At 66.7% G+C, this 12,096-nt stretch carries 16 protein-coding genes; 9 read left to right on the forward strand and 7 right to left on the reverse strand.

Going from position 1 to position 12,096, the window contains the following annotated elements:
- The first annotated feature begins 67 nt into the window (after positions 1-67).
- Positions 68-694 (forward strand): histidine phosphotransferase family protein, encoded by a 627-nt coding sequence (locus tag GGQ97_RS09765; protein WP_168069137.1) that lies wholly within the window; start codon positions 68-70, stop codon positions 692-694.
- A 5-nt stretch (positions 695-699) separates the two neighbouring features.
- Here GGQ97_RS09765 and GGQ97_RS09770 read toward each other — a convergent pair whose 3' ends face one another.
- Positions 700-1,686: an NAD(P)/FAD-dependent oxidoreductase gene (locus tag GGQ97_RS09770; protein ID WP_168069138.1), complete on the reverse strand. Its 987-nt coding sequence runs from the start codon at positions 1,684-1,686 to the stop codon at positions 700-702.
- Between the two features lie 59 nt (positions 1,687-1,745).
- Between GGQ97_RS09770 and GGQ97_RS14380 the strand changes: the two genes are divergently transcribed.
- From GGQ97_RS14380 to rplS, 3 genes are read left to right on the forward strand one after another with little or no spacing between them, the layout of a single operon-like run.
- Positions 1,746-2,066, forward strand: coding sequence for a hypothetical protein (locus GGQ97_RS14380; protein WP_168069139.1), 321 nt, complete (start codon positions 1,746-1,748; stop codon positions 2,064-2,066).
- On the forward strand, positions 2,063-2,800 hold the full coding sequence (gene trmD, locus GGQ97_RS14385) for a tRNA (guanosine(37)-N1)-methyltransferase TrmD (protein WP_168069140.1): 738 nt from the start codon (positions 2,063-2,065) through the stop codon (positions 2,798-2,800). Before GGQ97_RS14380 ends, trmD begins: the two co-directional genes overlap by 4 nt.
- On the forward strand, positions 2,797-3,192 hold the full coding sequence (gene rplS, locus GGQ97_RS09785) for a 50S ribosomal protein L19 (protein WP_168069141.1): 396 nt from the start codon (positions 2,797-2,799) through the stop codon (positions 3,190-3,192). The genes trmD and rplS overlap by 4 nt, the downstream gene beginning before the upstream one ends.
- A 63-nt stretch (positions 3,193-3,255) precedes the next feature.
- On the opposite strand, the gene GGQ97_RS09790 is transcribed toward rplS, so the two are convergent.
- Positions 3,256-5,511: a M20/M25/M40 family metallo-hydrolase gene (locus GGQ97_RS09790; protein ID WP_168069142.1), complete on the reverse strand. Its 2,256-nt coding sequence runs from the start codon at positions 5,509-5,511 to the stop codon at positions 3,256-3,258.
- 59 nt (positions 5,512-5,570) lie between these two features.
- Between GGQ97_RS09790 and GGQ97_RS09795 the strand changes: the two genes are divergently transcribed.
- The 3 genes from GGQ97_RS09795 to GGQ97_RS09805 are packed head-to-tail and all read left to right on the forward strand — an operon-like array spanning position 5,571 to position 7,620.
- A complete protein-coding gene (locus tag GGQ97_RS09795; RefSeq protein WP_168069149.1) occupies positions 5,571-6,596 on the forward strand; it encodes an aspartate-semialdehyde dehydrogenase in 1,026 nt (341 codons plus the stop codon).
- On the forward strand, positions 6,506-7,192 hold the full coding sequence (locus tag GGQ97_RS09800; protein WP_483414526.1) for a DUF2238 domain-containing protein: 687 nt from the start codon (positions 6,506-6,508) through the stop codon (positions 7,190-7,192). The genes GGQ97_RS09795 and GGQ97_RS09800 overlap by 91 nt, the downstream gene beginning before the upstream one ends.
- Entirely contained in the window at positions 7,189-7,620 is a 432-nt protein-coding gene (locus GGQ97_RS09805) for a GFA family protein (RefSeq protein WP_168069151.1), read from the forward strand. Before GGQ97_RS09800 ends, GGQ97_RS09805 begins: the two co-directional genes overlap by 4 nt.
- Before the next feature lie 67 nt (positions 7,621-7,687).
- On the opposite strand, the gene rpsI is transcribed toward GGQ97_RS09805, so the two are convergent.
- The 4 genes from rpsI to GGQ97_RS09825 form a co-directional block, all read right to left on the reverse strand.
- A complete protein-coding gene (rpsI, locus tag GGQ97_RS09810; RefSeq protein ID WP_168069153.1) occupies positions 7,688-8,269 on the reverse strand; it encodes a 30S ribosomal protein S9 in 582 nt (193 codons plus the stop codon).
- A gap of 1 nt (position 8,270) precedes the next feature.
- Positions 8,271-8,750 (reverse strand): 50S ribosomal protein L13, encoded by a 480-nt coding sequence (rplM, locus tag GGQ97_RS09815; protein ID WP_168069155.1) that lies wholly within the window; start codon positions 8,748-8,750, stop codon positions 8,271-8,273.
- 126 nt (positions 8,751-8,876) lie between these two features.
- Positions 8,877-9,197 (reverse strand): divalent-cation tolerance protein CutA, encoded by a 321-nt coding sequence (cutA, locus tag GGQ97_RS09820; RefSeq protein WP_168069157.1) that lies wholly within the window; start codon positions 9,195-9,197, stop codon positions 8,877-8,879.
- Positions 9,194-10,309, reverse strand: a complete 1,116-nt coding sequence (locus tag GGQ97_RS09825) for a COX15/CtaA family protein (RefSeq protein WP_245197933.1) — start codon at positions 10,307-10,309, stop codon at positions 9,194-9,196. The genes cutA and GGQ97_RS09825 overlap by 4 nt, the downstream gene beginning before the upstream one ends.
- Before the next feature lie 117 nt (positions 10,310-10,426).
- On the opposite strand from GGQ97_RS09825, the gene GGQ97_RS09830 reads away from it, so the two are divergent.
- On the forward strand, positions 10,427-10,816 hold the full coding sequence (locus GGQ97_RS09830; RefSeq protein WP_168069159.1) for a MerC domain-containing protein: 390 nt from the start codon (positions 10,427-10,429) through the stop codon (positions 10,814-10,816).
- Here GGQ97_RS09830 and GGQ97_RS09835 read toward each other — a convergent pair.
- Positions 10,813-11,508, reverse strand: a complete 696-nt coding sequence (locus GGQ97_RS09835) for a TMEM175 family protein (protein ID WP_168069161.1) — start codon at positions 11,506-11,508, stop codon at positions 10,813-10,815. The genes GGQ97_RS09830 and GGQ97_RS09835 overlap by 4 nt on opposite strands.
- Before the next feature lie 70 nt (positions 11,509-11,578).
- On the opposite strand from GGQ97_RS09835, the gene GGQ97_RS09840 reads away from it, so the two are divergent.
- Entirely contained in the window at positions 11,579-12,043 is a 465-nt protein-coding gene (locus GGQ97_RS09840) for a Fur family transcriptional regulator (protein ID WP_168069163.1), read from the forward strand.
- Positions 12,044-12,096: the final 53 nt, after the last annotated feature.

Below are 12,096 nucleotides of genomic sequence, written 5' to 3' on the forward strand. Positions count from 1 at the left end.
CCGCTACTTTCAAGGTCGCCACGCATTGGGTTGAACAAATGACCGTCATCAGCCACGACACGCGCCCATGAACGCGATCGAACTCGCCAGTCTGCTCTGCTCCCGCTTGTGCCACGATCTGCTCAGTCCGGTCGGGGCGCTCAACAATGGCCTCGAGCTGATGGCCGACGAGCAGGACCCGGAGATGCGGGAACGTTGCCTCGAGCTGCTCGCGGAGAGCGCCAAGGCCAGCGCCTCGAAGCTCAAGTTCTTCCGCCTCGCCTTCGGTGCGGCGGGCGGCTTCGGAGAAGAGATTGACACCCGCGAGGCGCGCACCGCGCTCGAAGGCCTGTTCGGGGCCGAGAAGAAGATCGAACTTGGCTGGATGGTCGCCGCCGACAAATTGCCCAAGGAAGCGGTCAAGGTGCTGCTCAACCTTGCGCTGGTCGCCGGCGATGCGCTGGTCCGCGGCGGTCAGCTCGACATCGGTGCCGAGAAGAGCGCCAGCGGGACCGAGATCGTGATCCGCGCCGAAGGCCCGCGCCTGCTGCTCGACCCTAACCTCCGCGCCACGCTGGAGCGCGGGGCCGCCGGCACGGTCGAGCCGCGGGCCGCCGGTGCGTGGCTCGCCCATGCGCTGATCAGCGAAGCGGGCGGCAAGTTGCAGATCTCGCCAGCCGACAGCCCGGTGCTGATGATCGGCGCTTCCTTCTAGGGCGGTCAGCCCTCTCCGGTTTCGGCCATTTCCCGCTTTGTATCGCTGTCGGCCGGCACCACCGGCTGGCGCAACATGGGGCGCTTGGCGGCAAGGTCGTTGCGGATGGTGGTGGCGGCTTGCCCGCCTTCGCCCATCGCGTGGCTGATCTGGTCGAGACCGTGGACCACGTCGCCGGCGGCATACAGCCCCTCGACGCTGGTCCGCATCTTCTCGTCACATACCAGGCAGCAATCCTCCGGGTTGATCTTCGCCCCGACCATTTCCGCCAGGCCGGTATGGGTGTCGGACCCCAGCGCCGGATAGATGCTGTCGAAGCTCAGCAACCCCTCGGCGGTGTCGACCGTGATGCACTCCTCGATGCAGCCGATCGCTTCGGCCGGGCCGTCGACGAGGGTCACTCCGGCCTGTTCGAGCTTGTCGCGGTCCTCGGCGCTGATCTCGAGCTTCTTGTCGGGGGCGATCAACGTCACGTCGGCGGTGTAGGAACGCAGGAAGATCGCCTCGCCAACCCCGCCCTTGCCCGATCCGATCACGCCGACCTTCTTGTCAGTGACCTCGAAGCCGTCGCAGATCGGGCAATAGCGGATCAGGCCGCGGGCCATCGCCTCGTCGTGCAATTCGGGGTCCATCGGCGGCTTGCGGTTGGTCAGCCCAGTCGCCAGCAAAACCGCGCGCGCCCGTTGCGGCCCGCCGCCGCAATCGGCGGTGAACAGCCCGTCCTCGTCCTTGTCCAGCCGGTGCACCCGCCCGGTCTCGATCTTCGTCCCATATTTCTGCGCCTGGGTGCGCATCAGCTCGAGCAGTTCCTTGCCGTTGATCCCGTCGGGATAGCCGGCATGGTTGTGGGAGCAGGGGATCCAGCTCGCCCGGCTCTTGCCCTCGTCAACCACCACGATGTCGAGGTGGAAGCGGGCAAGGTAGATGGCGGCGGTCAGACCGGCCGGGCCGCCGCCGATGATCAGGACGTCGTGAGGTTCTTGGGATGCCATGAGCGCCGCAATGAGCGGCATGCCTTGGCGGTTCCTTAGGCGATGTCTAGTAGCGTCGCGTGATCGAGCCCATCCGCCTCTTTCTGACGCATCCGTTCGGCCTGACTGTGGTCGCGCTTGCGGTCATCCTCGCGGGCCTGCTCGCTGCCTTCATGGAGCGCAGGCGGGCGGGCTGGTCGGCCAAACGCCTGGTTCTTGCCGCCACCCTGCCGCTCCCGCTCCTCTGCGCGATCGCGACGACGACGTTGCTCCTGGTTTCGCCTTGGGACGATTCGCTGCTCGAGGCCGTTTTGCTGACAGTCGGCCTGCTCGGCACCGCCTTCACGCTTATCGCGGGGGCAATATCGGCGTCGCTGGTCGTCGCAGGGATTCGCCGGTGACCTTCCGCGCCTCGGTCCTCACCCTCTACCCCGACATGTTTCCCGGGCCGCTCGGGACCAGCCTTGCCGGCCGCGCGCTGGACACGGGCAAGTGGAGCCTCGACACCACCAACATCCGCGACTTCGCGATCGACAAGCATCGCACCGTCGATGACACGCCGGCCGGCGGCGGGGCGGGGATGGTGCTGCGCTGCGACGTGCTCGCGGCCGCGATCGACAGCGTGGCAGACGGCCGCCCGATCCTCGCGATGAGCCCGCGCGGCGCCCCGCTGACGCAAGGCCGCGTCCGTGACTTCGTGGCGGGCGAAGGCGCGATCATCCTGTGCGGGCGGTTCGAAGGCTTCGACGAGCGCATCTTCGAGGCCCGTGCCGTCGAACCCGTCTCGATCGGCGACTACATCCTGTCGGGCGGCGAACTCGGCGCGATGGTGCTGCTCGATGCTTGCGTTCGGCTGCTTCCCGGCGTAATGGGCGCCCCCGACAGCGGTGTGGACGAGAGCTTCGAAACGGGGCTGCTCGAACATCCGCATTATACCCGACCGCAAGAGTGGGAAGGGCGCACGATCCCCGAAGTGCTGCGATCGGGGGATCATGCGAAGATTGCCGCATGGCGTAAGGCCCGGGCAATCGAGGATACACGGCTACGGCGGCCGGACCTGTACGAGCGCCATGGGGGCGTCTCGCAGGCGTCGCCCTCTGGTGCGCGGCAACGAGACGAAGGTAGATCGAAGTGAACCTTATTCAGACCCTCGAGCGTGAGCAGATCGACGAGCTCACCGCCAAGCGCGCCATTCCGGAATTCCGCCCGGGCGACACGCTCCGCGTCGGCGTCCGCGTCGTCGAAGGCGAGCGCACCCGCGTCCAGAACTACGAGGGCGTCTGCATCGCCCGTTCGAACAAGGGCATCGGCTCCAACTTCACCGTTCGCAAGATCAGCTTCGGCGAAGGTGTCGAGCGCGTGTTCCCGCTCTACTCGCCGTCGATCGAAGAGATCGCCGTCGTTCGCCGCGGTGTCGTGCGCCGCGCCAAGCTTTACTACCTGCGTGGCCGCACCGGTAAGTCGGCCCGTATCGCCGAGCGCCGCGATCCGCGTCCGGCCAAGAAGGCTGCCGAAGCCGCCGAGTAAGGCGCCGCTCAAGGCAAGAAACAGGGGCTCGGCCGCATGGCCGGGCCCTTTTTCTTGTGCGCGTCAGATCCGGATGCGTTCGATGGTGATGGTGGCATCCGGTTGATATTGCGGCCGGGCGTGGGCTGGCCGCGCGGCCATCAGCGGCGCAGCGGCGGCGGGCAGCGCCCAGCGCGTGCCCGTCACCTGCAGCTTCACGGGCTGCGGCCCGACCAGCAGCTCGACCACCTGGCCGTCGCAGGAACGACCGGTGCAACTGAGGGTGTAAGGGCCCTTGGTGCCCTTGGAGTCGATTGCGCGGACCTGTCCTGGAATGCCGAGCCCGGCGATCGCCGCCCCCTCGGGCGCGAGCAGGACGATGCTGTCGGCACCGTTGGCCTGAAGCCGCAGCCGCACCCGCCGCCCACCCGGTCGCGCCACCGCTTCCGCGGGCAGCGCGCGAGCCGGGACAAATCCCTCGACTGGCCGAGCCGGGGACAGCCAGCGCTGGCGCGTGCCGAGTGGCAGCGTGCCGAGCCGCCATTGGCCAAATTCTCTCCACGCTTCGGGCAAGGGCTTACGGTCGTTGACCACCGACCAGAACGGCTGGTCCGGCCCGGCGCCGACGACATATTGCAGCGTCCATTGCTGCTGCCGGTCGGCGCTGTAGGCAGGAGCAAGCGCTGCCGGCAACCACGCCAGCGCGGCAAAAGCGGCCGCCACGGCCGCCACCCGCGACCAGCGCGCGCTTCCGAGCAACGGCTTCGCCTCGATCAGCCACGGCATCAGCACCATCCCGCCGAACAGCGCGAGGATCCACAGCGGTCCCGAGTTGACCAGATCCTGGATCAGTCCCAGCGCGGCGCCCATCGTCACGAACAGGGCCAGCGCGGCGAGCACGGCCACCCCAGTCTCGACCCCGGGCCAGCGACGACCGAGCAGGCTTCCGAGCGAGAAGATCACGGGCGGGATGATGAAATAGACCATCGCCCCCGGCGCAAACACACTGAACAGGATTCCGACGAGGACGAACAGCAGCCACCAGGCTCGGCGCAGCTGCGGCACCGTCCAGCCGCGCATGGCTGCAAGCAGGGCGATTCCGGCGGCGATGACCCCGGCGTAGATCGCCAGCTCGCTCAGCGGCTGGTGGGCCCGCCAGAACTGTCCCTCGCGGACGCTTCCGACCAATGTCACGCCGATCCAGGCGACCGCCGCGCCGGCGAGCGGCGCGATCAGCAGCAGCGGAAGGGCGGTCAACACACCGCGCAGCACCCCGCGGCCATTCTCCCCGCGCCCCGGCAGGGAGGTGCTGGCGACCAGCAGGACCAGCGCCGCGAGGCTGAACAAGGATGGCGGCGCAAAGCTGATCAGCCAACGCGTGCCGACGTTCATGAAGAGACGCTCACCGTCTCGTTTCCTCATGTCGACGCCATCCTGTCCCGCCACCGCGCTCGCGACCTGCAGCACCTGGTCCCCCATGTGCTGCAACGTCGCCGGATCCATCGCCGCCAGGTCGTCGCCAGGCGAATGATAGCGCGTCTCGTTGCCGATCGGGGCGAAGTTCAGGGTCAGCCACTGCCGGTCCTCGGCAAAGGTGCTGACGTCGGTCGAATTGGGGATCAGCCGATAGGCGCTGACCGCCAGGCTGTTGGCTACGGGGCTCCGAACGGCGTTCCGGTACAGCGCCACCGCCCCTGCATTGGGCTCCGACGTCTCGAACATGTTGACCGGCCCGGTGGTGCCGCGTGCTTCGAGGTTGATCAGGGTATCGACGTTGCGGCTCAGCGGATCGGCATCGAGAAAGGCACGGGCACCGATCAACCCGAGTTCCTCGCCCTCGTTGAAGAGAAAGGTGACCGGGCGCCGCAGCGGGCGGTCCTTCAGCAGCGCCGCCACCTCCAGCATCGAGGCGACCCCGAGCCCGGCATCGCTTGCGCCCGGGCCGACCGTCGAGCTGTCGTAATGCGAGTTGACCAGCAGGTGCTTGCCTGGAAGCCCACCGCCGATCGTCACCAGGACGTTGCGCACCCTGGAACAGGATACGCCGCTCGACTTCTGGAGATTGTTACAGGCGAACCGGTCGGCGACCCTCGGCTCCAGCCCCAGCGCGCGGATCTCGGCGGCCAGCCGCTCACGGACGCCGTCGCTCGCGGCGCTGTCGGCGGGGTGGGGCGCTTCGTTCCCCAGCACCCGCGCCAGCCGCGCCTTTGCCCGCACCGCGTCGAACTGGCCGGCGGCGGCTTCGGTGCGGAGCGGAGGCGGGAGGCTCAGCCAGCGGGTCGCCGCCATCCCCAGCAGCAATCCGGTGACGATCAGCGCCAGCAACCAGATCTTGCGCATCCGTCACCCCTCGCCACATGCCAGCGCTCAGGATAAGGCCGCCCCCAAGGAGAACAAGCATGGGTTATCGGGTCGTCGTGGTCGGCGCGACGGGCAATGTCGGGCGCGAAATGCTGCAGATCCTGTCCGAGCGGCAATTCCCGCTGGACGAGGTCGCGGCCGTCGCCTCCAGCCGTAGCCAGGGCGACATCATCGATTTCGGCGACAGCGGCGAGGAGCTGAAGGTCGTCAACATCGACAACTTCGACTTCACCGGTTGGGACATCGCCCTGTTCGCCGCCGGATCGGCTGCCAGCAAGGCCCATGCTCCGCGTGCAGCGGCGGCGGGCTGCACGGTGATCGACAACAGCTCGCTCTACCGGATGGACCCCGACGTCCCGCTGATCGTGCCCGAGGTGAACCCCGAGGCGCTGGCCGGCTACAAGGCCCGCAACATCATCGCCAATCCCAATTGCTCCACCGCGCAGATGGTGGTGGCCCTGAAGCCGCTGCACGATGCTGCCGGGATCAAGCGGGTGGTCGTCTCGACCTACCAATCGGTGTCGGGCAGCGGCAAGCAGGGCATGGACGAGCTGTTCAACCAGTCGCGCAACATCTTCGTCGGCGACAGCGCCGAGTCCGCCTTCTATCCCAAGCAGATCGCCTTCAACGTCATCCCCCACATCGACGATTTCCTCGATGACGGGTCGACCAAGGAGGAATGGAAGATGGTGGTCGAAACCAAGAAGATCCTCGATCCCAGGATCAAGGTCACGGCGACCTGCGTCCGTGTCCCGGTGTTCGTCGGGCACTCGGAAAGCATCAACATCGAGTTCGAGCGCGAGATCGGCGCCCAGGAAGCGCAGGACATCCTGCGCGAATCGCCCGGCGTCATGGTGATCGATAAGCGCGAGCCCGGCGGCTACATCACCCCGGTCGAGTGCGTCGGCGACTATGCCACGTTCGTGTCCCGCGTCCGCGAGGATCCGACGGTCGAGAACGGCCTCAACCTGTGGTGCGTCAGCGACAACCTGCGCAAAGGTGCCGCGCTGAACGCGGTGCAGATCGCCGAGCTGCTGGGCCGCAAGCACCTGCAGAAGGGCTGAGCCTGACCCTCCCGCGTTCTCAGCAAGCGTTACTGGCTCTTCTCGCGCTCGGCATTCCGCTGAGCGCCTGGGGAGCGCTCTATCCCCAGAACACTTGGCTGCAGGTCGGGCCGGTCGCCTTGTTCCTGCCGGCTGCTTGGGCGGCGTTGCGGCGCTGGCCATTGTCGACAGCCTCGGTGGCTTGCCTGGCGCTGTTCATCGGCCTCCACCTGCTGGCGGCGCGGTGGAGCTACAGTTTCGTGCCCTATCGCGAATGGCTTGGGCTGGCGGAGGAGGGGCGCAACCACTTCGACCGGTTGATCCATTTCCTGTTCGGTCTGCTGTGGACGTTACCACTGGCCGAGGCTGCGCGGCGCCATGCCGGCTATTTGGCGGGAAAGGCGCTGCTGTTCGCTTTCCTTGCCGTGCAATCGGTCAGCGCCGTCTACGAGATATTCGAGTGGAGCCTCGCTCTCCTCATGGCACCTGAGTCCGCCGAGGCTTACAATGGCCAGCAGGGCGACGGCTTCGACGCGCAAAAGGATATGGCGCTGGCCTTGGCCGGCAACATCCTGGCGCTGGCCACGCTGTCGCTCGTCGGAAGGAGCAAGAGATGACAACCATGACCGGCGGCTGCCTGTGCGGTGCTAAACGCTTCACGGCCGAGGTGGGCGAGGAAAAGGCCTATCTCTGCCATTGCCGACTGTGCCAGCGCGCCACCGGCAACGTCAGCATCGCGATGGTCGTCCTCCCCACCGCGACGATCAAATGGGACGGCGAGCCCGACTGGTACCGCAGCAGCGCCATCGCCGAGCGTCCGTTCTGCGCCACCTGCGGCACCAGCCTCGGATTTCGCTACATCGATTCGCCTGAGAAGATGGACCTGACCGTCGCCTCGTTCGACGACCCGAGCGTCTTCACGCCGCACTATCACTTCGGTGCCGAGAGCATACACCGCCCCTGGCTCAACACCGAAGGTCTGCCGGAGACCCGCAGCGACGAATATCCGGCCCTGCAGGAGCGCTGGGCCAAGGCCGAGCGCTGACGCCACCAAAAGAAAAGGGCGCCCCGCGCGAACGGGACGCCCTTTCCGGCATGAGGATGGGAGACGCTTAGCGCTTCGAGAACTGGAAGCTGCGGCGGGCCTTCGCCTTGCCGTACTTCTTGCGCTCGACGACGCGCGAATCGCGGGTCAGGAAACCGGCCCGCTTTACCGTGGTGCGCAGGATCGGCTCGTAGCGCGACAGCGCCTGGGCGATGCCGTGCAGCACCGCGCCGGCCTGGCCCGACAGACCGCCGCCCTTGACGGTGGCGATGATGTCATACTGGCCGGCACGATCGGTGATCCCGAACGGCTGGTTGATGACCAGACGCAGGGTCGGACGCGCGAAATAGACTTCCTGGTCGCGGCCGTTGACGACGATCTTGCCCGAACCCGGCTTCAGCCAGACCCGCGCAACGGCGTCCTTGCGGCGGCCGGTCGCATAGGCGCGGCCATACTTGTCGAGCTGCTGCTCGCGCAGCGGGGCGTCGGACACGGCCGGCACGAACGGCTGCGGCTCGTCATTCGCTTCCGGGGCAGCGGCTTCGGCGCCTTCGGTGCCGGCGTTCTCGGCCGGAGCAGCGCTCTCGGCTTCCGGAGCCGGCTGGCTGGTCAGCGCAGCGAGATCGGAGAGGGACTTCTTGTCGGCCATGTTATGCGCCCACCTTGTTCTTGCGGTTCATCGACGCGACGTCGAGCGTCTGCGGGTCCTGGCCGGCATGGGGATGCTCGGTCCCGTTGTAGAGGTGCAGGGCACGCATCTGGTCGCGGCCGAGCGGACCGCGCGGAATCATCCGCTCGACGGCCTTTTCGAGGACGCGCTCGGGGAAACGACCTTCGAGCACCTTGGCCGCAGTGGTCTCCTTGAGGCCGCCCGCATAACCGGTGTGCTTATAGTAGATCTTCTGCTGCAGCTTGCGGCCGGTGAAGCGCACCTTGTCAGCGTTGATGACGACGACATGATCGCCGCAATCGACGTGCGGGGTGAAGCTCGGCTTGTGCTTGCCGCGCAGGATGTTGGCGATCAGCGTGGCCACGCGGCCAACGACCAGACCTTCGGCATCAATCAGATGCCACTTCTTCTCGACCTCAGCCGGCTTCGCCGACTTGGTGGTCTTCATCAGCGCCTTCATGGCTGAAAACCCTTTTTCAAACAGGAAAACGCCACCCGTCCGGGCAGCGCTTGTGCGGGCCTAATCGCGTCGAGGGGGCCGAAAGTCAAGCAAAACGGCGGCTTTTCGGGCGGGTAAAATGTTACCCTATGCCTGGAGCACGCTTCGCGCGACCCACTTTTCATAGCCGTCCAGCGCGCGATCGACCGGCCAGACGGTGATCGCCGGGACATCATAGCTGTGGAGCAGGGTCAGGCGCTCGACCAGCCGGTTGGCCACGTCGTCGGTGGTCTTGAACAGGGCAGGGACCTCGCGCGCCTCCTCGACCCGGCCGTCCCATCGGTAGAAGGACCGGCACGGCGCCATGATGTTGACGCAGGCGGCGAGGCTTTCCTCGACCACCAGCCGTCCGATCCGGCGCGCCTCTTCATCGTCGGCGAACACGCAATAGACGGTGGCGATGCTCATCGTGCCTCTGCCTCGCTTGGGACCAGCGGAAAGTTGGGTTCATCCTCGAAGCCCCTGGTGCCGGGCAGGGTCGAGGCAGTCGCGCGCGCACCTGCCAGACGGTGGACCGCCGCAACGAAGCTTGCCACCACCAGCACCGCGGTCGCCTGGTGCGCCACCGCGACATGCAGGTTCATTCCCGACAGCAAAGTCCCGATGCCGAGCAGGATCTGCAGGCCGATCGCCGCATGCAGTGCGGCCGAATGGCGCCGGCTCAGCGTGCGGACGCGGCGGGCAAGGGCGACCGCGAACACCAGCACCACGAACGCCCACCAGCGGTGGATGAACTGCACGGTGATCGGATTGTCGACGAAATTGCGGAAGAAGGGCTCCAGCCACGGAGCAGCGCTGGGATAGATTTCGTCGCCCATCAGCGGCCAGCTGTTGAACGCGTAGCCGGCGTCCAGCCCGGCAACATAAGCCCCGAACAGCAATTGCAGGGCCAGCGCCGCAAATGCCCACAGCCCAATCGTCGGAATCCGCCGCGGCACCGCCCCCTCGGAGCGCAGGTCGAGCGCGGTCCACAGGGTGAAGCCGAAGATGAGCAGCGCCGTCAGCAGGTGTACGGCCAGCCGGACGTGACTGACGTCGGTCCGCTCGGTCAGTCCGCTCGCCACCATCCACCAGCCGATCGCGCCCTGCACGCAGACCAGGAGGAAGATGCTGCCCGTCCGCCAGCCGTAACGGCGGGGAATCGCCTTCTTCACCGCGAACCACAGCAGCGGCAGCAAGGCGACCAGCCCGATCACCCGGCCAAGCTGGCGATGCACCCACTCCCAGAAGAAGATGTTCTTGAAGTCGGCCAGGCTCATGCCATTGTTGATCTGCTGATATTCGGGGATCCGCTTGTAGAGCTCGAACTCGCGCAGCCACTGGGCCTCGGTGATCGGCGGGATCGCGCCGCTGATCGGCTTCCATTCGGTGATCGACAGCCCGCTTTCGGTCAGCCGGGTGATCCCGCCGACCACCACCATGACGAAGATCAGCGCGCACAGGCTCAGCAGCCAGTTCGAGACGGCAAGCGGGCGAGCGGTAGGGCGGGGCAGGGCGGCGTCGGTCATCAGGGCGGCCATATGGTCGCCTCGCGGAACGCGGGCAAGCGGACCAATTGTCCACCCGATCGGAGCAACAAAAGCATCGCGAGACGTTGTAACCTGTCCAATGTTGCACTATAACATCGGCACGCGATCATGAGTGACACACACGCCTCGACTCACCTGTGGGACCGGATGGCCATCGGCCTGTCCGGGCTGTGCCTAGTCCATTGCATCGCCACCACCGTGCTGCTGGCCTTCATGTCGGCGTTCGGCGGCCTGCTCGGCTCGCACTGGATCCATGAGATCGGCCTGACCCTGGCGATGGCGCTCGGCGCCTTCGCGCTTGGCCGCGGCATCCTCGAGCATGGCTTTGTCATGCCCAGCGCGGTCGGCGGCATGGGGCTTGGCGTCATGGCCGGCTCGCTGACCTTGCCGCATGACGGAACCGAGGCGGTGGCGACCATGCTCGGCGTGCTGATCCTCGCGCTCGGCCACGACCTCAACCGCCGTGGCACCGCTCATCCGTTCGGCCGCCGGGCCTAGCCTTCGCCCTCGATGACCGGCGCCTCGGTCAGGTAGCGCGGCGTTTCGGGCGGCTGGAGCTTGGCCAGCACTCCCATCCAGCTCATCGTGATCCCGACCGGCCACCACAGCCACACCAGCACCGCCGCCAGGACGTTCCAGGCCGTGATCGCCCGGTAACGGCGGGTCAGCCGCGCCAGATAGGCCGGGTCCAACCGGGAATCGACATGGCCATGCGCGTTGCCGACCGTCCATTTCAGCAACCAGGTCAAAGACGTCAGCGCCAGGCTGCAGGACAGGAATGCCGCCGAATCCGGCACCGCCTCGGCATGCAGCAGGCTTTCGGTAAATGCCCGCACCGGAAAGGCGATGTAGCCGATCATGGTCAGGAACAGCACCGTCGCCAGCAGGAAGTAATGACCGGTCGTGCGGTAGATCGCGCCCGAGAAATGATGGTGCACCCAGTATAAGCCGATCACCATGCTCGCGAGCAGGTAGTTGAGATTTTCCGGCCAGCCCTCCAGCAGCCGTGCCCCGAACCCGGCGCCCGAGCCCTGCAGCGAGGGCAATGCGACGTTGAAGATGGGCAGGGTGAAAGCGATCGCGAACACCCCGTCGGCGAACGCCTCCATCCGCGAGGTGCCGCGGGTCGCGCCTTCGCCCTCATGGTCGTCGCGCCGGACCGGCGCCTGGGGATCGAGGGGAGTCGACATGGGGTCGCAACGGGCCACGGTGCCCACTGGTTCACTTGTGGAACCGCGTCCCGCGCGCCTATATACGAGCATGGCCAGGCACGATCATCACGACCACGGCGGCGCGGACCTCAAAAGCGCCGCGCGGGACCGGCTGACGGAGAGCGGCGAGCAATGGACGGGCATGCGCGAAGCGGTGTTCGACGCCCTTGCCGGCTTCGACCGGCCGGCCAGCGCCTATGACATCGCCGAGGCCGTCAGCAAGGCGCAGGACCGCCGGGTCGCCGCCAATAGCGTGTACCGCATCCTCGACCTGTTCGTCGGCGCCAATCTCGCCCGCCGGGTCGAGAGCGCCAATGCCTATGTCGCCAACAACCACCCGGGCTGCCTGCACGATTGCATCTTTCTGATCTGCGACACCTGCGGCCAGGCCAAGCATATCGACGACGACAGCATCTCCAACGGCGTCCGCAAGGCCGCCGAAAAGAGCGGTTTCGCACCGACCCGCCCGGTGATCGAAGTCCGCGGCACCTGTGAGGATTGCGCGGAAGCCTGATCGGCCTCAAAGCCCTATTCGACTTCGCGTGCAGCTGGTTGTAGGGCAACATC

The sequence above is a fragment of the Sphingomonas kaistensis genome, from assembly GCF_011927725.1.
In the GTDB taxonomy this organism is placed as follows: domain Bacteria; phylum Pseudomonadota; class Alphaproteobacteria; order Sphingomonadales; family Sphingomonadaceae; genus Sphingomicrobium; species Sphingomicrobium kaistense.